Raw genomic sequence first — 19251 nt, 5'->3', positions numbered from 1 at the left:
AAGCAGGCCCCGGAGGGGCGTGCTTTTACGGCGACTCCTGCAGCGGCCAGACCTCGACCACGCCGTGCGCCACCGCGCACGGGGTTTTCGACACCAGCCGGACGGCTTCCTCCAAGGTCGCGGCTTCGATGATCGCGAACCCGGCCACCGGGAGAGCAGAGGACATGAAGGAACCGCTCTCCACCGTCATGCCGGCATCGTCGTGGTTTCGCACCTGTACGGGCGAGCCGGCAATGCCCATGACGGCTCCCGCCTCCCGCAAGCGGGCGTCATGCGCATGTGCCTCCTGCCGTACCGCCGCGCCGGTGCGGTCGTAGCCCTCCTGGTCTCCGTACCCGATGGTCACGAACTTCGCCACAACAGGTCTCCGTCCTCTCGTTCGCACGGAACGTTCATCAGTACCGACCTCAGCCCGGAACAGAACTCATCGTTCGCGCCACGACGTCCGTGTACCGGCTCAGGCCGCCCGGCCGGTGGCGCGCGTTCACTCCCATATCCGCGACGATCATGACCGCGTGAGCCCGGACGAGGCGCCGGCGGGTCGGCCAGGCCTCCGTCCGCATCGTGTGTTGCTTGCCGACGATGCCGCGTTCACCAGGGCAAGTCCAGAACGCTAGGGCCTTCGTGGCGATGAGCTGCGTCGATATGCCGTCGGATATGTATTCAGTAGCGTTATTGAGATTTGACATGCTTCGCCCGGTGTTGCTGAACTCGCTGGTCATGAGGCAGAGCATGCGGTTCCCGGTCACCCGATCCCCGCAGGACGGTGCGCGAACGCGCGGGGGCGCGCCCGCGTCGGTGCCGGGCGCTGGGAACGCGTTGTGAGCACCGACCGGGCCTCTGCCAGGAAACATGTGGTGGCCGCCGCCGTCGCCTTGGTCGGCGGGATGGCGCTGGCATTCACGGCCAATGGCGAGGGCGCTTTCGCCATCCTGTCCCTGGTCGGCGTGCCGGCGCTGTTGGTCGCGCTGTTCGTGCTGCCGTTGCGGTCGTCGCTCTCTCCCCGCGACCTGCGCAGGGTCGGGTGGGGCGCCGCAGCCGTGCTGAGCGGCGGGCTGTTGCTCCTGGCGGCGGCCGCGCCGAAGTTCGCGGTGCTGCTGGTGCTCCTCGCCGCGCTGTACCTGATGATCGCCTGGCCGGTGGCCGTCTCCAGCGCCGGTGTGATGGCGGTCGCGGCGGTCAGGTCGGGACTGTCGGCGGGGCCGACGGCGCGGCGGACCTGGGGGCGGATGTCGTGGACGTGGCTGCTGGCCCTCGTGGCGACCTACGGCTACGGGTTCTCACACTTCGACGACGCGATGGGCGACGTCAAGGACCGGGTGTGCCGCTTCGACCCCTCAGGCGGACAACCCGGCCACAGCGGTGGGCAGAGCCTGCTGCCGCTGAGCGACACCACCTGTGGCGCCGACACGGTGCCCGGATTCGTCAACCCGCTGCTGGCCGTCCTCGCCGCTCTCCTGACGGTGTGCGTCGCGGGATACGTCGCGATCCGGCTCAGACCCCGGGCCGCTGCGGCTTCGCCCAGCTCGACGTGACCTCCGCCGAATCCGTAGTCGCGGCGGACACCGTGAAGCCGCGGGCCCTATATATATGTCGGCCGACGAGGAAAAGGAGCGCCAGGCGGATCAAGCTCCGCGCGACGCGAGGGCGGCGCCCAGCCGGCGGATCACCTCGGCCTCGGCGGGATCGGCGTCGTCACCGGCGGGCGCGTGCTCGGTGATGGCCGCGCCGACGATGCCGTCCACCTGGGAGACGAGGTCGATCAGCCGTTGCGGCCGCACGCCGTCCGGCTCCGGGTAGCAGGTCGCGCCGAACGCGGCGGGCTCCAGGACGTCCAGGTCGACGTGTACGTACACGGGACCGCGCAGACCGTCCAACGCGCGCTCCAGGTCGTCGACGCCGTACCTGCGCAGACCGGTCCTCACGAGATAGTCGTGCTCGGACGCGTCGCCCGCCCGCTCCCCGGCGATGATCACCTGCCGTGGTGTCAGCGGCCGCTCCGGTACGAGGCCGGCCGGTCCGTCTCCGAGCAGCGCACGCACCACCATCCCGTGGAAGGCTCCCGACGGCAGGGTCTGCGGGCTGTAGACGTCCGGATGCGCGTCGATCCACAGCACCGTCAAGGCGTCCCCGTAACGGAGGTGGGCGGCGGTGATGGGCGCGATGTCGACCGCGCAGTCGCCGCCGACGGTGATCACCCGGTCGTCGATGCCGGCCAACGCCTCGCGGCTCAGCCGCTGGTTCTCCACGAGCACGTCGTACGCGCGGATTCCGGCGGTCTTCTCCCCGCCGCTCCGGAGCACCGGCACGGTCACCACCGCGTCGGCGGGGACGAGTTCGGCGGCGCGGCGGGCACCGTCCACCAGCCGCGGCGCCCTGCTCGACGCCGAACCCTGCCATTGCGGTACGCACAGCACAGTCGTCATGCCGCGACGATACGCGCCGAGATCATTCTCAGGCCCCTGTCCGTATCGGCCTGCCGGACGTTCCGCACGCGGCACGCGTACGCCGGGGGTCATGCGGGTGGGCCGGTCGGCCCCTACCGGGCGGCCGTGGCGGAGCCGGCGGGCGGCGGCGTGCCGTCGGGGGCGGCGGCTCGACGGGGGGCGGGGACGCGGGGGGCCGGGACGCCGGGGGGCGGGGCGGTGCTGGCGCGGAGGATGACCCGGCCGGCCATGCGCTCTATGCGGCTGCGGCTGGCGCGGGGTTCCTTGAGGGCCAGGCGCATGGCGCGTTCGCCCATCTCGTCCAGCGGGAGGGCGACCGTGGTGAGGGGCGGGGTGAGGTCGGCGACGATCGGGATGTCGTCGAAGCCCGCCAGGGACACCTCGCCGGGCACGTCGACGCCGTGGTCGCGGAAGGCGGTCAGCGCGCCGATCGCCATCACGTCGGTGACCGCGAACACGCAGGTGGGACGGGGATCGAGGCGGAGCAGTTCGGCGGCGGCCGCGTAGCCGCCGTCGCGGGTGAAGCCGCCCTCCAGCACGCGGGGGCGCAGCCCGGCGTCGGCCAGCGCGCCGGTGAAGCCGGCCAGCCGGTCGGCCACGGTGGTCAGGGAGCGCGGGCCCGTCAGGACGGCGAAGTCGCGGTGGCCGAGGTCGAGCAGGGCGCGCGCCAGGGCGGCGGCGCCCTCGCGGTTCTGCGGCTGGACGGTGTCGACGCGCAGGCTGCGGTGGCGGCTGACGACCGCGACCCGGCCGCCGGCGCGCATGTAGGGGTCCAGCTCGGCGGCCATGGCGCGTTCCCACGCGCGGTCCTCGAAGCCGGAGCCGATGAGCAGGATGGCGCGGGCGCGCTGGGCGCGCAACATCGCGATGTACTCGATCTCGCGGTCGGGGTCGCGGAAGGTGCTGGCCAGCATGACCAGCAGGTCGTGTTCGGCGGCGGTGCGCATCACCCCCCGCGAGATCGCGGCGAAGTAGGGGTCGCTGACGTCGTGGCAGATCACGCCGATGGCCTTGCTGGACGAGCTGGCGAGGGCCTGGGCGTGCGCGTTTGGCGCGTACGCCAGCTCGGCGGCCACGGCCAGCACCCGCTCGCGCAGGTCGGCGCGAACCTGCGCGGTGCCGTTGAGCACCCGGGACGCGGTCGCCAGTGACACACCCGCCCGCCGCGCCACGTCCCGCAGGGTCACGTGCGAACGCCCAGGTCCCGTCTGCTCGCCCATCGCCGCCCTCTCGGTCGCCCGATCGCGCGGTCACTTTCCGATCCGCCTCTTGACCGCGCGCTGCGTCGTTCTTACGGTACATCAGAAAGCGCTTTCTGAAATCGCTTTCCAAGCCGACCACGGAGGTGGCCCCGATGGTGAGCCAGGGCACGACGTCGACGTCCACGGCGGCGTCCACGACGCCCGCGGCCGAGAACACGCCGAACGCGGCGGTGGTCGAACGCGGCCGCCCGCCCCTGGGCGAACGGGTCCGAGAGGCCCTGGAACGGTCCTGGCGGCCGGCGGCGATGCTGCTGGCCTGCGTGGCCGCGTGGTGGGCGATCACCGCGGCCGAACTCGTGGAGTCCTACCTGGTGCCGTCACCGGGAGCCACGCTCGACCTGATGGTCGACAAGTGGAGCTACATCTGGCACCACAGCTGGGTGACCACGTACGAGACGGTGGCCGGGTTCATCCTGGCCACGCTGATCGGCGTGGCCGCGGCCGTGGTGATGGTGTACTCCACCTCGGTGGAGCGCACGCTCTACCCGATCCTGCTGTTCGCGCAGGTCATCCCGAAGATCGCCATCGCCCCGCTGTTCGTGGTGTGGCTGGGCTTCGGGGTGACGCCCAAGATTTTCGTCGCGGTGCTGATCGCGTTCTTCCCGGTGGTCATCGCCATGGTGACCGGCCTGAAGTCGGTCGATCCGGAGATGCTGCAGCTGTCGGCCACCATGGGCGCCGGCCCCTGGAAGACCTTCGTCAAGATCCGCTTCCCGGCCTCGCTGCCGCACCTGTTCTCCGGCCTGAAGGTGGCGGTGACGCTGGCCGTCACCGGCGCCGTGGTGGGCGAGTTCGTCGGCGCCAACGAGGGCCTGGGCTATGTGATCCAGCAGGCCAACGGCAACCTGGACACCCCGATGCTGTTCGCCGCGCTGCTGGTGATGTCGGCGCTCGGCGTCGTGCTGTTCGTCCTGATCGAGCTGGCCGAACGGCTGCTGCTGCCCTGGCACGCCAGCCGCCGGGGCGACGCCGTGACCACGACCTTCTGAGCGGACCCCGCGTCCGCACCCACCCCCATGCCGCCGCACCCCGCTTCGACCCCCAGCGGCGCGACCCACCCCATCCTCGGAGGCCGGAGAAATGAGAAGACTTGCCACCCTGGCGGCCGCCGCCCTGATCCCCGCGCTGGCGCTGTCCGCGTGCGGCGGCGGTGACTCGGAAGAGACCACGAGCGCCTCGGGCAAGAAGCTGAAGAAGGTCACCCTGACCCTCAACTGGTACCCGTACGGCGAGCACGCGCCGTTCTACTACGGCAAGAAGAAGGGCATCTACGAGAAGCACGGCATCGACCTGACGATCAACGCGGGCCAGGGCTCGCAGAAGACCGTGCAGGCGACCGGCGCGGGCCAGACCGACTTCGGCTGGGCCGACACCCCGGCGCTGCTGGCGGCGGTGGACAAGGGCATGCCGGTCAAGAGCATCGGCGTGTTCCTGCAGACCACGCCGGCGTCGGTGCAGTCGTTCAGCGCCACCGGCATCAAGAAGCCCGCCGACCTCAAGGGCAAGCGCATCGCGGGCACCGCGGGCGACGCGCTGTCGCGCACCTTCCCGGCCTTCCTGAAGAAGAACGGGCTGAGCGAGAGCGACGTGCGCATCCAGAACACCGACCCGGCGGGCAAGATGTCGGCGGTGATCTCCGGGCAGGCCGACGGGCTGCTCGGCTACGCCAGCGACCAGGGCCCGACCATGCAGAACAAGGCGGGCAAGCCGGTGTCGTACGTGCGCTTCTCGGAGTTCGGGCTGAACTTCTACTCCAACGGCCTGCTGGTCGGCGAGCGCAAGCTGAACAGCGACCGCGACCTGGTGAAGAAGATGGTCGCCGCGACCAGCGAGGCGTGGACGGCGGCGCAGTCCGACCAGGCGGGCGCGGTGGCGGCCATGCAGGGCGCCTCGGAGCAGCTGCCGCCGGTGCCGGTGCTGACCGAGCAGTTCAAGACGACGCTGACGCTGCTGAACACGCCCAGCACCCAGGGCAAGGCGCCCGGCGTCAACACCGAGGCGGACTGGAAGCAGACGATCGACGTCTTCCACCAGGCCGGTGTGATCAGCAAGGCCCAGCCTCCGTCGGAGTACTGGCTGGCCGACACCGCACCGCAGGGGTGACCCAGGAATGAGCGAGCCGGAGGGGCGCGGTGGCGCCTGGACCGACGAGCGAGGGACGGGCGAGGAGGGAAGGCGCCGCCTTCCCGGCGCCCCGAAGGCGAGCGGGAGACACGGATGAGTGAGCCGCGTGGCGGCGCCCGCACTGACGATCGACGGGACGAGCAGCGATGAGGATCATGAGCAAGGCGGAGACAGCGGCCGAGGGGCGGGACCGGGCGACCGAGAACGCCGTGGAGCTCGACGGCGTGGCCGTGCGCTTCCGCACCCGAAAGCGCGACGTGACGGCGCTGGCCGAGGTCTCGCTGGACGTGCCGATGGGCGAGTTCGTGGCGATCGTCGGGCCGTCGGGCTGCGGCAAGTCGACGCTGCTGAAGCTGGTGTCGGGGCTGCTGAAGCCGTCGTCGGGCAGCGCGCGGCTGCGCGGCGACACGGTGACCGGGCCGCGGCACGACATCGGGTACGTGTTCCAGCGGGCGGCGCTGCTGGAGTGGCGCACGGCCAGGCGCAACATCCTGCTGCAGGCGGAGATGCGCAAGATGCCCGCCGAGCAGGCCCGGCGGCGCACCGCCGAGCTGATGGAGATGACCGGGCTGACCGGCTTCGAGGACGCCTACCCGCACGAGCTGTCGGGCGGCATGCAGCAGCGCGTGGCGCTGTGCCGGGCGCTGCTGCACGAGCCGCCGGTGCTGCTGATGGACGAGCCGTTCGGCGCCCTGGACGCCCTCACCCGCGAGCAGCTCAACATCGAGCTCAACCGCATCTGGCGGGAGACGGGCACCACGGTGCTGCTGGTCACGCACTCGGTCGCCGAGGCGGCGTACCTGGCCAACCGGGTGGTGGTGATGACGTCCCGGCCGGGCCGGATCGCGGAGATCATCGACGTGGACCTGCCGGCGGAGCGCGAGTACTCCACCACGGTGGCCACTCCGGAGTTCGCGCGGGTCACCGCCCGCATCCGCGACCTCCTCGGCGCCGGCGCCGCCGCCGACTGACGCGGGTGGGGTGCGGGCGGGCCCCGCACCCCACCTCGTCAACACGACTGAACGGCGTTTCCCAACCACACATGTCTTGCCTGACCGGCGCCGCGAGCGCGCCCCTGAGCTCGAAGTGAGCCCAAGGCGAAGTTTCAAGCTCAGGCCGCGAAGCGATGTCGCGCTCGCTGCTCTGGCGATCCGGGTCCGTGCCGCCAGGCCAGGCCCGAGGTCGCGGGAGCGATGAACACAGCCGTCAGGCGAGAACCCGAAATGCGAAGGCGGCAAGCACGGCGCGCGACCTGAGCCGGTGGCGAGCCTGAGGTGAGGCCTCATGCTCAGGTGGCGAGGCGAGGCCGCGCTCGCTGCTCTCGCGATCCGGGTCCGAGCCGCCAGGCCAGGGCCCGGCTCGCCAGAGCGATGAACACAGGAGGAACGGGATGGCACGCAGGTCCCTCGGGATCGTCATGAACGGCGTGACCGGCCGGATGGGGTACCGCCAGCATCTGCTGCGCTCGATCCTGGCGATCCGCGACCAGGGCGGGCTGCGGCTGGCCGACGGAACCACGCTGTGGCCGGAGCCGGTGCTGGTCGGGCGCAACGCCGACAAGCTGCGCGCCCTGGCCGACCGGCACGGGCTCACCGAGTGGACGACCGACCTGAACGCGGCGCTGGAACGGTCCGACGTCGAGATCTACTTCGACGCGCAGGTGACCAGCGCGCGGGCGGCGGCGATCCGCGCCGCGGTCGCGGCGGGCAAGCACGTCTACACCGAGAAGCCGCTGGCCGAGGACACCGGCGAGGCGATGGCGCTGGCGCGGCTGGCCGACGAGGCGGGCGTCAGGCACGGCGTCGTGCAGGACAAGCTGTTCCTGCCGGGGCTGCGCAAGCTCAAGCGCCTGGTGGACGGCGGGTTCTTCGGCCGCATCCTGTCGGTGCGCGGCGAGTTCGGCTACTGGGTGTTCGAGGGCGACTGGCAGGAGGCGCAGCGTCCGAGCTGGAACTACCGGGCCGAGGACGGCGGCGGCATCATCCTCGACATGTTCGCCCACTGGCGGTACGTGCTGGAGGACATCATCGCGCCGGTGCGGTCGGTGCAGTGCCTGGGCGCCACGCACATCCCCGAGCGGGTGGACGAGGACGGCAAGCCCTACGCCTGCACCGCCGACGACGCCGCGTACGGCATCTTCGAGCTGGACGGCGGGATCGTCGCGCAGATCAACTCGTCGTGGACCACCCGGGTGTTCCGCGACGAGCTGGTGGAGTTCCAGGTGGACGGCACCGAGGGCAGCGCCGTCGCGGGGCTGCGCCGCTGCCGCGTCCAGCACCGTTCCATGACGCCCAAGCCGGTGTGGAACCCCGACCTGCCCGCCACGGAGAAGTTCCGCGAGCAGTGGCAGGAGATCCCCGACAACGAGGAGTTCGACAACGGCTTCAAGGTGCAGTGGGAGATGTTCCTGCGGCACGTGGCCGAGGACGCGGAGTTCTCGTGGGACTTCTACGCCGGGGCGCGCGGCGTCCAGCTCGCCGAGCTGGGCCTGCGGGCCTGGCGGGAGGGGCGCCGCATCGAGGTGCCCGAGCTGGGTCGCTGACCTCGCATGACACGCGCGTCGAACCGGTCCGGGCCCGCCGCGGGCTCCGCCGGCGTCCCCGGGCGGACGTGGCGGAACGCGGCGGGCGCGTGGCTGGGCATCGGCACGGCGCCGGGCGCGCTGGTGCTCGGTGCGCAGATCGGCGGGCGGCACGACGGCGTCCTGCCCGTGCTGGTGCTGGTGACGGGCGGTGTGATCATGGCGCTGCTGCTGGCGTCGGGAGGGCGGCTGGGGCTGCTGCCGCCGCGCGGTGACGGCGTGGCGGTGGCCGCGCTGATGCCGCGGTACCTGCCCGGCCCGGCCGAGCGGGTGCTGACCGGGCTGCTCGCGGTGGCGATGGTCGGCTGGTTCGGGTTCAACGTGGGCCTGGGCGGGGCGGCGCTGGGCGAGCTGACCGGGCTGGCCGATCCGATCGGTGTGGCGCTGCTGTCGCTGCCGCTGGTGGCGGTGCTGCTGGGCGGCAGCGGCCGGTGGAACGCGGTGGCGGTGGCGACCACGCTCACCGCGATCGCGCTGGTGGCGATCGTGGCGGTGCGGCTGGCGCCGCCGGACCCGCCGGTGGTGTGGTCGCGTGCGGGACCACCGGTCACGCTGGCGGCCGATCTGGCGGGCTACGTCGGGTACGTGTCGGTGTTCGCGGTGCGCGCCCCCGACTTCACGGTGGGGCTGCGCGACCGCCGCGACCTGGCCTGGTGCGTGGGCCTGCTGGTGGTCCCGGCGCTGGCGGCCTCGGTGGTCGGGGCCGGGCTGGCGGCCACCAGCGGCTCGACCGACGTGGTGGCGGTGCTGGCCGGGCCGCACGGGCTGCCGGTGGCGAACCTGTTCGTGGCCGCGTCGGTGATCGCGCCGACGCTGGCGACGGTGCACTCGGGGGTGTTCGCCGTCCAGCGGTTCGCCCCGCCGCTGCCGCACGCGGCGGCGGTGCTGGCGATCGCGGTGCCGGGCGCCGTGCTGGCCGCGCTGCGCGTGGACCAGATGCTGCTGTACTGGCTGACCCTGCTGGCGGCGGTGCTGCCGGCGCTCATCCCCCCGATGGCGGCCGAGGCGGCGCGGCGACGGCGGGGGCACGCGGCGCGTCCCGTCTCCACCTGGCTGTGGGCGCCCGCGGCAGGCACCGCGCTGGCGCTCACCCTCGCCGGATTCGCGGCGGCGGCCCCGGCCGGACTCCTGGTTTCGGCTGTGGCGACCTTGCTGCACCACCGTGTCCGAAATCGGCCACACTCCCAACCATAAATTCGTTCTTGACGGACCGGATCTCCGCTCGTACGTTCTAGAAAGCGCTTACAGAAAGCGCTTTCACCTCTACTCCCACCCCCAGGACGGCCGGAATGACAAAAATCCGCTGGTCTCCTCCGACACTGGTCGCGCTCGTCACGGCACTGTTCGCGTCCCTGGTCGCCGCGCTGCTGGCGGCCCCGCCGCAGGCGCGGGCGGACGACCCGATCGTCGACCCCATTCCCGAAGACCCCGTACCGTCCGGAATCGGGCTGGTGCTCAAAGAGGTCGCCCAACTCCCCAAGTCCACCCCGACCCCGGCCGACATGGTCACCGACACGCGGCTGAAGCGCCACAACCGCATCAACTACGTGGGCGAGGTGCCCGACCACTCGGGCCGCCTGTACGTGCCGGACCTGAACGGCAGCCTGTACTTCCTGGACAAGAAGACGTACCAGCAGCACGTCTACCTGGACGTCAAGGCCCAGTTCCCGGACTTCTTCTCCGCCCAGGGCCTCGGCCAGGGTTTCGGCTTCGTCGCCTTCCACCCCGACTTCAAGCACAACGGCAAGTTCTACACCGTGCACGTCGAGGCCGGTAACGCGCTGACCACCAAGAAGCCCGACCTGACGCCGCAGCCGAAGACCGCCTACCACGGCATCGTCAGCGAGTGGACGGCCGAGGACCCGGCCGCGCAGACCTTCAGCGGCACCCACCGCGAGCTGCTGCGCATCGGGTTCGCCGGGCGCATCCACGGCATCCAGCAGATCGACTTCAACCCCAACGCCCGGCCCGGCAGCGCCGACTACGGCAAGCTCTACCTGGCGGTCGGCGACGGCGGCAACGGCAACGTCGGCGACAACGGCGGCGACCCGCAGAACCTCGCCGTCCCGCAGGGCAAGATCCTGCGGATCGACCCGGCCGGCGACAACAGCGCCAACGGCAAGTACGGCATCCCCGCCGACAACCCGTACGCGAACCGCGACGGCGTGGTCAAGGAGATCTACGCCAACGGCATGCGCGACCCGCACCGGTTCAGCTGGGACACCGGCGGGCAGAAGCGCATGTTCCTCGGCCACATCGGCGAGCACGCCATCGAGGCCGTCTACGACGTGCGCCCCGGCGACAACTACGGCTGGAGCGAGCGCGAGGGCGCGTTCCGGTTCGACAAGAACGACCGCTGCTACCTGCACCCGCTGCCGGCCGACGACGCCAAGTACGGCTACACCTACCCGCTGGCGGCCTACGACCACGACCGTCCGCCGAACGTGTCCTGCACCTCCGACAGCGGCAACGCCATCTCCACGGGCTTCGTCTACCGCGGCGGGAAGCTGGCGGACCTGCGCGGCAAGTTCCTGATCACCGACATCGTGAACGGCAAGCTCCTCTACGCCGAGGAGAAGGAGATGCAGCGCGACCCGTCCGGGAAGAAGCGCGCGCAGCTCTACTCGATGGCCGCCTACGACACCGAGGGCAACCCCGTCACGATGCAGCAGCTGGCCGGTGACGCCCGCGTCGACGCGCGGTTCGGCCAGGACGCCCAGGGCGAGCCGTACCTGCTGGCCAAGGCCAACGGCAAGATCTGGAAGGTCGTCGGCACCCGGACGTTCGCCGACTGCCGCACCACCCCGGTCCGCGTCGACCACGCCACGTCCGCCAAGGACTGGGCGCCGGTCACCCCGTCCAAGTGGCAGTTCAACGGCCGCGAGGTCGTGCTGGCCGAGGCGGGCTCGCAGCGTCCCGGCCCGCGCCGCCCGTACGAGTACGCCGTCCTGTCCAAGGGCCCGGCGCTCGGATCCAGCGAGATCACCGCCAAGGTCCGGCTCGACACGCCGGTGTCGGTCAGCAACCGCGACGTGATCATCGTCTTCGGCTACCAGTCCGACACCCGCTTCTACTACGCGCACCTGTCCAGCGACAACACCATCTACCCGCACAACGGGATCTTCGCGGTGAACGACGCCGACCGGCTGCGCATCGACCAGCAGTGGAACGGCAACCGGCTCGTCCCGCACGGCGCGGCGCCCGCCGTCACCGACGCGGCGTGGCACGACGTGCGCGTCAAGCACTGCGCGGACACCGGCGAGATCGCCGTCTACATGGACGGCTCGAAGCGCCCGCTGATGACGGCCGTCGACAAGACGTTCCGCTCCGGCCGCGTGGGCTTCGGCTCGTTCGACAACGTCGGCAGCCTCCGGGACCTGACCGTCACCGGAACCCGCGCCGAGTAACCCCCGAGTACCGGCACGAACGCACGGCCGCCTTCCGACGCTCCGGCGGTCGTGCGGCCGGCCCCGGGCGGGCGCCACACCTCCCTCGCCCGCCCGGGGCCGCCCCCTTCGTCCCACGGACACTCCCCGCCCCAAGGAGAAGACGATGATCGTTCGCCGTATCGCGGTGGCGGCGCTGCTCGGCGGCGCGCTCGCCGCGGTCCCGGCCCAGGCCCAGGCCGACGCGGCGTCGGGCAAGGGCCGCCCGGACGTGTTCCCCAGCCTCCGGCACGGCCTCGTGGCGCACTACGACTTCGAGCACCCCGTCCAGGGCGCGCCCGCGCGCGAACGCGACCTCGGCCCGTCCGGCACCGACATCGACCTGGTCAACGGCGGCGCCGCCATGCGCGTGCCGGACGGCGCGCACCGCGGCAGCAAGGGCTCGATCCAGCTCGGGCAGGTCAACCCGACCGTCCCGGGCAACGACGACTGGAAGGCCGGGATCTACTCCGAGTCCGGCGTGCCGACGCTGCGCGCGTTCAACGCCACGCGCGGCGCCACCGTCCTGGGCTGGTTCAAGATGACCGGCACCAACCCGAGCCCGAACTCCAACACCGCCAACCCGGACGACAAGTACAACGCGACCGGGCTGGCGGGCGTGCTCAGCGGCAACTCCAACGGCCACGACGTGCGCGCCCTCCTGGAGATCATCGACGTGCAGGGCCAGCAGCGCGTCGTCGCCCTCGGCCGCCGCATCGACACCGGCAACTCCCAGACGTTCGCCGCCGGCGAGGACTGGCAGAAGATCCTGCCGCTGAACACCTGGGTGTTCCTGGCCGCGACGTTCGACTTCGACAAGGGCACCATGGCCCTGTACAAGGACGGCAAGCCGCTGCCCGGCTTCTACACCCGCAGCGACGACCCGTGGGCCATCGGGAGCACCCCCGGCCCGCACACGACCACCGCGACCGACCCGCGCGGCATCAAGATCGGCGGCAGCTTCCCGCAGAACACGCGGGAGCAGAACCCCTGCAACTGCCGCATCGACAGCGTCATGCTGCTCGACCGCCCGCTGACCGCCTGGGAGATCGAACGGCAGTACCACCTCGTCGCCGGCAAGTAGGCGCGACCGAACGTCCGGCCCGGCCAGCGGAGACGCCCCCGCTGCCCGGGCCGGTTCCATGTCGGGCGCCGGCTACGCGTCGGCCGGTTCGGCGGCCGGCGACGCCGGCGCCGCGGCGTCGCCGGGACGACGCCGCGTCTCGACGCCGAACAGCGCGACCGCCACCACCGCCGCGGCGAGCGGGACCGCGCCGATCAGCGCGGTCAGCCCGATCGACGGGGCGGCGATGCCCGCGATCAGCAGCGTCGTCACCGCCACTCCGCCGAACTTGCCGACGCCCGCCGACAGGCCCGAGCCGCGCGAGCGCACCCGCGTCGGGTAGATCTCCGAGCTGTAGGCGGCCAGCACCGCGGCGATCACGCTGGTGCCCACGATCGGCCCGGCCAGCAGCACGTACAGCCAGGCCCGGTCGTCGGCCAGCGAGTCGCCCGCCGCCGCGAACACCGCCAGCGCCGCCGTCACCAGCGCCGCCAGCACGATGATCGTCTTCTTGGCGCTCCACAGCCCGTACATCGCGGCGGCCACGAACACCAGCGGCAGCCCGAGCAGTGCCGAGTCGCGCAGCGCCGAGTCCGCGGTCGCCTGAGACAGGCCCAGTTGCTGCAGGTTGGACGGGATCCACAGCTGGAACCCGTACGTCACCAGCCCCACGCCCAGGCCGAGCGCGACCACTGCCCAGGTCAGGCCGGTGAACGGGGCGCGGAACAGCCGCCCGTACCCGCCGCCGTGGTCGTCGCGGATCGCCCCGGTCGCCTCGGTGGCCTGTGTCGCCTCGGTGGCCTCGGTGGCCGAGGACATGGCGGTCGTGTCGGTGGTGGCGGCGGCCGCGTCGTCCCGCCCGGGTTCGGCGAGGACGGCGCCGTACCGCCTCATGATCGCGCGGGCCTCCTCCTCCCGCCCATGCGTCAGCAGGAACCGCGGCGACTCGGGGATCCAGTGGTTGAGCAGGATCAGCACCACTCCGGTCGGCATGCCCAGCAGCCACAGGATCCGCCAGGAGTACTCGGGCACCAGCGCCGACGACAGCCAGCTCGTCACCACGTACGCCAGCGCCAGGTTGCCGCCGATCAGCACCATCACCCAGCCCTTGTGCCGGGCCGGGATCGTCTCGGCCAGCAGCGAGAACGTGATCGGCAGCATGCCCCCGGCGGCGATGCCCATCAGCAGGCACATGGCCAGGTTCCAGCCGAACGACGGCATCGCCCCGCAGGTCGCGGTGGTCACGAACAGCACCCCCGCCAGCAGGATGGATGTGCGCCGCCCGATCCGGTCGCCCAGCCAGCCCCACAGGAACGAGCCGATCACTGTGCCGGTCAGGCCGAAGAACGGCAGCAGCGCGACCGGCAGGTCCCCGGAGGGGTTGAGCGCCGACTTCAGCCCGTACTCCTTGGTCATTCCCGGCGCCACGAACGACAGCGTGATCGGCTTCATCGCGTCCACCGTCACGGCCGCGGTCAGCACGATGATCAACCCGATGTGCGCGGGGCGCATGCGGGCGTCGTCCAGCGCGCGCACCCGCACCTCGGCGGCCGGACGCGCCCGCAGGAACCCGCGCGGCACCAGCCCGTGGGCGACCGCGGCCAGCCCCACCACGATCAGCCCCATCCCCGCCATCATGGGCGCGTCCATCGGCATGCCCGCCATGTGGTAGCCCATGTCGGCGGCGTGCAGGTACATGGGCAGGTGCAGCAGCACGCCCGCGACGCAGGCCGCGAACCCGCCCCAGAACGACAGCGGATGGGCGAACGCGATCCCGCCCGCGAACCGTGAACTCATGCGTCTCCTCCTGCTCACGCGCCGTGCGCGGTACGCCGTTCGACGTCGTCCGCGCCGGCGCGTCGTCCGGTCACCGGGAGTCAGACGAGACCTCACGCTTCCCGGTTCGACTCGAACCGGAACGTTCTCGACACGCCGATGCGCACCACGGTCCCGGCGGTGAGCGGGACGGGGGTGTCGGGCATGAGCCGGTCGAAGTCCCGGGCGCCGGGCGGCATGACGGCGGTGCCGTTGACCGAGCCGAGATCGACCAGCGCGACCTGCCATTCGTCCAGGTGGACCAGGGTGTGGCGGCGGGAGATCGACCCGTCCTCGTCCGACAGCCGCAGCGGGATGGCGGTCTTGCCGGTGACCTCGGGCGCCGTGCGGGGCTCGCGTCCGATCAGCACGTCGGTGGCCAGCGGCACGGTCTGGCCGTCGTCCATCAGCAGCACCCCGAGCGGCGGACGCGGCGCCCGGAACGGCGACAGCGTGGCCTGCATCATCGAGATGCCGCACACCGCGCAGTACATGGCGCGCGGGTCGTTGAAGTGGTGGTTCTTGCAGTTCACCCCGAGGACGTGCGGCACCTGGGGCCCCGAGGGGCGCGCCGCGGCGGGCTCGGGATGGGGGCTGTGGACCGGGGTCGGCGGCCTGCGCATGCCGTCCAGCCGCGTCACCAGCGGCACGTCACCGGGCGCGGGCAGCCGCGGCGTCTCCCCCGGCTTGGCGACGGGCTCGGCCGCGGCCGCCACGGCGGGCCTCACGGCGGGCTTCACGGGGGGACGGTCGGGATGGGCGAGCGACACCGGCCGCGCACGCGGCGGCGACAGCTGCCGCAGCCCGCCGCCGGACACCACGCCGGAGCTCAGCCGCAGCCACGAATCGGGATCCCCGGACCCCACGCCCGGAAGCGTCAGCTCAAGCCGCACGACCGGCTCGCGGACGGTGCGGTCGGTCCAGGTGTAGGCGGCGTCGCCGCCGACCGTGACGTCCGCGCCGGACGCGGTCACCGCGCGGGCCCGCCCGGCGCCGCCGGCCAGCATCGCCGTGCCGCCGTCGCGGTCGGGACCGGCCAGCGCGAACGACAGCGGATCCGGACCGACCGAGGCCGTCAGCACGCCGATCGCCCGGCGCACCAGCGCGAGCCCGTCCTCCCCGGCGGCCGCCGCGTCGACCAGGGCGCCCAGCAGACCGTCCACGACGGACGCCAGCGCGGCGGTGGCGGGACGGGCGCACACCAGCGACAGCTCGCCCTCCCGGGCGACCAGCCCGTCACCCGGCAGCGGCTGCACCAGATCCGCGGCACCCCCGGACGCGGTCACAGCAGCCGCCCTCCGCGCAGCCTCCACTGGACGAACACCACGCGCATCGGCCCGTTCATGACCAGCCACACGCCGAGCCACACCACCGTGAACATCGTGACGAACGTGGACGTCGCCACCTCGCCGTCGATGCCCGGCACCAGCCCGGCCCGCAGCAGCCCCCACATCACCAGCCCCTCCGGGACGATCGTGACCAGGCCGAACAGGGTGGGCCAGTCCTTGTCCCAGCGGAACTGCATCAGCAGGTGGTACACCAGCTCCCAGCCGACGCCGACCACCGCGACCGCCGCCAGGATGAGGTACGCGGTGCGGTACGTGGCCGACAGCGGCCCGCCGGTGCCCGGCAGCACCGGCACGATCAGCGCGGTCAGCACGACGCCGACGGTCGCCAGCAGGAAGATCCGGGTCTGGATCCGTCCGCCGAGGGTGGGGATCACCGTGCACGCTCCTCACATTGCCTTGCCCGTGCCCTTGGACGCCGGGACCGCGCCATCGGATCGTCCTCGGCGGCGGCGAAAGCCTCCTGCGGCCGGAAATCGTGCGGTCCGGGATCGCGAGGGAAACGCGCGGTCGTGGCTCGCGGCGGCGTCAGGTGGGCCTGCCGGTGGCCCAGCGGATCCACTGGCCGGTCGAGCGCAGCGGGCCCAGGCGCCGGACGAACCCGCGCCGGGCCAGGTCGGCGGCGATGTCGAGGGCCGCGGTCTGCATGCCGAGGAAGCTGTCGACGGCCGGGAAGTGGTTGCCGCCGGTGGCCGCGCCGGACGCGTACAGGACGCCGTCCTCGTTCTGCGCGCCGAGCACCTCGAAGTTCGGGCCGACGGCCAGCCGTCCCGCCCCGTTGCGCCGCGCTCCCCCGTGCTCCAGCAGGTCGGCGAGCACCCGGTGCTCGGCCATGTCGGCCTCCAGGCCCGTGCAGTCGACGATGAAGTCCGACACGTAGGCGCCGCGCCTGCCGTCGTCGCCGCGCGTGTGGCTGGTCAGCCGCCCGTCCGGCCTAGGCTCGACCTTGTCGACCACGACCTGGACGGCGTGGTACCAGCCGCCCTCCCGGCCCTGCCGCAGCTGCCGCTGCCACTTGCGCAGCTTCGGCGTCGTCGTGCCGCCCACGACCTGCGCCAGCCGCGCCCGCTTCTCGCCCTCCGCCTTGCGGAACTGCGCCTTGAGCTGCCCGCCGAACGCCGACTTGGGGAAGGTGAACGCCTGGTAGGCCCAGCCGTCCCCGCCCTTGCGCCGCATCCACAGGCCGGGGCCGTGCGCGCCGGTGACGTACGTGCGGAACACCTGCACGATCTGGGTCTGCAGCCCGAAGCGTTCGCGGTCGTCCATGAGACGTTGCAGCACCCGGGACGCCACGATGCCCGCCCCGCGCACCACGACCACGCCGGGACGCGCCTTGAGGAACTCGTAGACGTGCTCGTGCGGTTCGTAGGCGTTGACGACGCGGTGGTAGTCGTTGTGAGTCTCCCGGAACTCCTGCAGGTCGGGCAGGAACCGCAGGCCCGGATACCCCACGGCGATATGGACGTACCGGGAGCGGATCGCCACCCGTTTGGTCGGCGTCGTCCCGGCGGGCGGGGTCAGGATCGTGAAGTAGCCGCCGCCCGCGCGCCGCCGCACCATCCGCACCTGCCCCTTGGCGAGCATGCTCCAGTACGCGATGCGGTCGGCCTCCCGCCGCACCGTCGCCAGGACCGTTCCAGTGCGGGGGCTGAAGAAGTCCGTGAAGATCGGCTCGGCCAGGACCTGCCACAGCAGCTTGGGCGACTTGTCCTGCCACGCCTCGTGCAGCGCGTACGACGGAAAGCCCCAGATGTTGTCGGGCCGCGCGCCCGCGTCGGACCGGATGCGTTCCCGCGCGGGCAGCTGCGACACCCGCGTCAGGTACTCCCATGTCTGCCAGGGAGTGTCGCTGTTGGACAGCACGCGGATCGCCGATGTGGGCGCCCCCTGGATGCGCAGCACGTCCACCAGCGTGAACGACCCGAACCCGCCGCCGACCGACACCAGCGGCGTGTCGTAGATGGGGATGCCCGCCGCGCGGACCATCTCGTCGGACCAGAACGACGTCGCGATCAGCTGCGGCGTCAGATCACCACCCGGAAGAGCGGCAGGCACGTGAGTCCCCCACACAACGGCACTCTGGACGACGCGCCACTTTATCCCTTAACGCCGCGCGCAAGCATCCAGATAGTTACAGGCCATGCGGGAAACGTCACGCGGGCCGGCCCGCGCTCTGCGGACGTTCAGCCCCCGCCGGGTTGCCCGACGCGGCGGGCGACCTCCTCCGCCAGGCGGTCCAGCGAGCGCCGCAGCTCGCGTTCGGCATGGTCGCGGGCCCGCGACGCCCCCGTCGCCTCCGGCTGGTCACCGAGGAACGACAGGTGCACCACGACCTCGCTGGTGCCTCCGGGGTGGTCCATGACCTGGAGCCAGCCCGTGTAGTCGGGCGTGCCCCGGCTCCCCCACTCCAGCCGGAACTGCTCGGGCGAGGTGCGCATGACGCCTTCCCGGTCGACGCCGTAGGCGTGGTCCTCGGCCTCGGCGACACCGGGGGCGATCTCGTGCACGTCGATCTCGCCGGGCAGCCACCGGTGCATGGTCCCCGTGTCCGCGGCGATGTCGAACACCACGCGGCCGTCGGCCGGCATGGTGCGGCTGGCCTCGTACTCCATGGCCCTCACTCCCGGGTCTGGACGACGTACCGGGATATCGGCTACCCGGGAAAATCCGCCCTAACCGGCTCCCCCGCCCTGCCTGATCACGTCCACGCGGTCGAACCCCTCCTCCACCACCGGGGGGACGAGCCGTTTCCTCGCGTCGAGCACCCCCACCTCCGGCACCCGGGCCCGCCCCGTCCGGGCGGCGTTGCGCTCCAGGCACACGTCCAGCGGCACGTCGAGGAACACGGCCCGGACCGTCGCGCCGTGCCGGCGGGCGATCTCGATGATCGGCGCCCTCTCCTTCGGCGACGGGTTGGTGTTGTCGACGACGACGTTCCGTCCCTCGCCGAGCAGCTCGTGCAGCACCCGCCGCTGGCGCGCCTCGCGTCCGCGGGCGTTCGGCCAGTGGTCCTTGCTCACGACCGCATGCGTCCGCGCCAGATGCGCCGCCACCCAGGTCGTCTTGCCGCATCCCTGCAACCCGACCATGACCACCACGTCGGACCGCACCCTCCGGAACCCGCTTCCGGCCTAGGGCCTGTTCTTAGTTCAGATCATGGGAGGGCTGGCAGGCTGCGGAGCCAGATG

The 19251-nt window shown here is 72.1% G+C and carries 18 protein-coding genes; 8 read left to right on the top strand and 10 right to left on the bottom strand.

Annotated elements, in window-relative coordinates; all coding sequences use genetic code 11:
- Positions 1–25: 25 nt before the first annotated feature.
- On the bottom strand, positions 26–358 hold the full coding sequence (locus ABD811_RS22215) for a YciI family protein (protein ID WP_344950871.1): 333 nt from the start codon (positions 356–358) through the stop codon (positions 26–28).
- A gap of 49 nt (positions 359–407) precedes the next feature.
- Positions 408–722: a hypothetical protein gene (locus tag ABD811_RS22210; RefSeq protein ID WP_344950868.1), complete on the bottom strand. Its 315-nt coding sequence runs from the start codon at positions 720–722 to the stop codon at positions 408–410.
- A gap of 99 nt (positions 723–821) precedes the next feature.
- Between ABD811_RS22210 and ABD811_RS22205 the strand changes: the two genes are divergently transcribed.
- Positions 822–1535, top strand: coding sequence for a hypothetical protein (locus ABD811_RS22205; RefSeq protein ID WP_344950866.1), 714 nt, complete (start codon positions 822–824; stop codon positions 1533–1535).
- 90 nt (positions 1536–1625) lie between these two features.
- Here the strand turns inward: ABD811_RS22205 and ABD811_RS22200 are convergent, their stop codons facing one another.
- The gene (locus ABD811_RS22200; protein WP_344950863.1) at positions 1626–2426 is read right to left on the bottom strand and encodes an arginase family protein; all 801 of its coding nucleotides are present in this window, start codon (positions 2424–2426) and stop codon (positions 1626–1628) included.
- Positions 2427–2539: 113 nt separating this feature from the next.
- Positions 2540–3667 (bottom strand): LacI family DNA-binding transcriptional regulator, encoded by a 1128-nt coding sequence (locus ABD811_RS22195; RefSeq protein WP_344950860.1) that lies wholly within the window; start codon positions 3665–3667, stop codon positions 2540–2542.
- 134 nt (positions 3668–3801) lie between these two features.
- Between ABD811_RS22195 and ABD811_RS22190 the strand changes: the two genes are divergently transcribed.
- From ABD811_RS22190 to ABD811_RS22160, 7 genes are all read left to right on the top strand, one after another.
- A complete protein-coding gene (locus tag ABD811_RS22190; RefSeq protein WP_344950857.1) occupies positions 3802–4698 on the top strand; it encodes an ABC transporter permease in 897 nt (298 codons plus the stop codon).
- Between the two features lie 91 nt (positions 4699–4789).
- The gene (locus ABD811_RS22185) at positions 4790–5812 is read left to right on the top strand and encodes an ABC transporter substrate-binding protein (protein WP_344950855.1); all 1023 of its coding nucleotides are present in this window, start codon (positions 4790–4792) and stop codon (positions 5810–5812) included.
- A gap of 176 nt (positions 5813–5988) precedes the next feature.
- Complete coding sequence (locus tag ABD811_RS22180) at positions 5989–6804, top strand: ABC transporter ATP-binding protein (protein ID WP_344950853.1); 816 nt, start codon at positions 5989–5991, stop codon at positions 6802–6804.
- 419 nt (positions 6805–7223) lie between these two features.
- Complete coding sequence (locus ABD811_RS22175; protein WP_344950850.1) at positions 7224–8375, top strand: Gfo/Idh/MocA family protein; 1152 nt, start codon at positions 7224–7226, stop codon at positions 8373–8375.
- Between the two features lie 6 nt (positions 8376–8381).
- Complete coding sequence (locus ABD811_RS22170; protein WP_344950847.1) at positions 8382–9608, top strand: purine-cytosine permease family protein; 1227 nt, start codon at positions 8382–8384, stop codon at positions 9606–9608.
- 95 nt (positions 9609–9703) lie between these two features.
- A complete protein-coding gene (locus ABD811_RS22165) occupies positions 9704–11821 on the top strand; it encodes a PQQ-dependent sugar dehydrogenase (protein ID WP_344950844.1) in 2118 nt (705 codons plus the stop codon).
- A gap of 145 nt (positions 11822–11966) precedes the next feature.
- The gene (locus ABD811_RS22160) at positions 11967–12923 is read left to right on the top strand and encodes a LamG-like jellyroll fold domain-containing protein (protein WP_344950841.1); all 957 of its coding nucleotides are present in this window, start codon (positions 11967–11969) and stop codon (positions 12921–12923) included.
- 72 nt (positions 12924–12995) lie between these two features.
- Here ABD811_RS22160 and ABD811_RS22155 read toward each other — a convergent pair whose 3' ends face one another.
- The 6 genes from ABD811_RS22155 to ABD811_RS22130 form a co-directional block, all read right to left on the bottom strand.
- Positions 12996–14699, bottom strand: a complete 1704-nt coding sequence (locus tag ABD811_RS22155) for an MFS transporter (RefSeq protein ID WP_344950838.1) — start codon at positions 14697–14699, stop codon at positions 12996–12998.
- Between the two features lie 92 nt (positions 14700–14791).
- Positions 14792–16003 (bottom strand): FHA domain-containing protein, encoded by a 1212-nt coding sequence (locus ABD811_RS22150; RefSeq protein WP_344950835.1) that lies wholly within the window; start codon positions 16001–16003, stop codon positions 14792–14794.
- Positions 16000–16440, bottom strand: coding sequence for a hypothetical protein (locus ABD811_RS22145; protein WP_344950833.1), 441 nt, complete (start codon positions 16438–16440; stop codon positions 16000–16002). Before ABD811_RS22145 ends, ABD811_RS22150 begins: the two co-directional genes overlap by 4 nt.
- Before the next feature lie 151 nt (positions 16441–16591).
- Entirely contained in the window at positions 16592–18118 is a 1527-nt protein-coding gene (locus tag ABD811_RS22140; RefSeq protein ID WP_344950831.1) for a hypothetical protein, read from the bottom strand.
- A 128-nt stretch (positions 18119–18246) separates the two neighbouring features.
- Positions 18247–18675 (bottom strand): SRPBCC family protein, encoded by a 429-nt coding sequence (locus tag ABD811_RS22135; protein ID WP_344950828.1) that lies wholly within the window; start codon positions 18673–18675, stop codon positions 18247–18249.
- A gap of 60 nt (positions 18676–18735) precedes the next feature.
- The gene (locus ABD811_RS22130) at positions 18736–19173 is read right to left on the bottom strand and encodes an AAA family ATPase (RefSeq protein ID WP_344950825.1); all 438 of its coding nucleotides are present in this window, start codon (positions 19171–19173) and stop codon (positions 18736–18738) included.
- Positions 19174–19251: the final 78 nt, after the last annotated feature.

This window comes from Actinomadura miaoliensis (assembly GCF_039536785.1).
Taxonomy (GTDB): Bacteria; Actinomycetota; Actinomycetes; order Streptosporangiales; family Streptosporangiaceae; genus Spirillospora; species Spirillospora miaoliensis.
This window is presented reverse-complemented; position numbering and strand designations above follow the sequence as displayed.

Excerpts from the sequence above, each read along its gene's own strand:
- ABD811_RS22195 (WP_344950860.1), bottom strand. The coding sequence starts at position 3,667 with ATGGGCGAGCAGACGGGACCTGGGCGTTCGCACGTGACCCTGCGGGAC.
- ABD811_RS22175 (WP_344950850.1), top strand. The coding sequence starts at position 7,224 with ATGGCACGCAGGTCCCTCGGGATCGTCATGAACGGCGTGACCGGCCGG.
- ABD811_RS22160 (WP_344950841.1), top strand. The coding sequence starts at position 11,967 with ATGATCGTTCGCCGTATCGCGGTGGCGGCGCTGCTCGGCGGCGCGCTC.
- ABD811_RS22155 (WP_344950838.1), bottom strand. The coding sequence starts at position 14,699 with ATGAGTTCACGGTTCGCGGGCGGGATCGCGTTCGCCCATCCGCTGTCG.
- ABD811_RS22180 (WP_344950853.1), top strand. The coding sequence starts at position 5,989 with ATGAGCAAGGCGGAGACAGCGGCCGAGGGGCGGGACCGGGCGACCGAG.
- ABD811_RS22135 (WP_344950828.1), bottom strand. The coding sequence starts at position 18,675 with ATGGAGTACGAGGCCAGCCGCACCATGCCGGCCGACGGCCGCGTGGTG.
- ABD811_RS22200 (WP_344950863.1), bottom strand. The coding sequence starts at position 2,426 with ATGACGACTGTGCTGTGCGTACCGCAATGGCAGGGTTCGGCGTCGAGC.
- ABD811_RS22170 (WP_344950847.1), top strand. The coding sequence starts at position 8,382 with ATGACACGCGCGTCGAACCGGTCCGGGCCCGCCGCGGGCTCCGCCGGC.
- ABD811_RS22165 (WP_344950844.1), top strand. The coding sequence starts at position 9,704 with ATGACAAAAATCCGCTGGTCTCCTCCGACACTGGTCGCGCTCGTCACG.
- ABD811_RS22190 (WP_344950857.1), top strand. The coding sequence starts at position 3,802 with ATGGTGAGCCAGGGCACGACGTCGACGTCCACGGCGGCGTCCACGACG.
- ABD811_RS22210 (WP_344950868.1), bottom strand. The coding sequence starts at position 722 with ATGACCAGCGAGTTCAGCAACACCGGGCGAAGCATGTCAAATCTCAAT.
- ABD811_RS22185 (WP_344950855.1), top strand. The coding sequence starts at position 4,790 with ATGAGAAGACTTGCCACCCTGGCGGCCGCCGCCCTGATCCCCGCGCTG.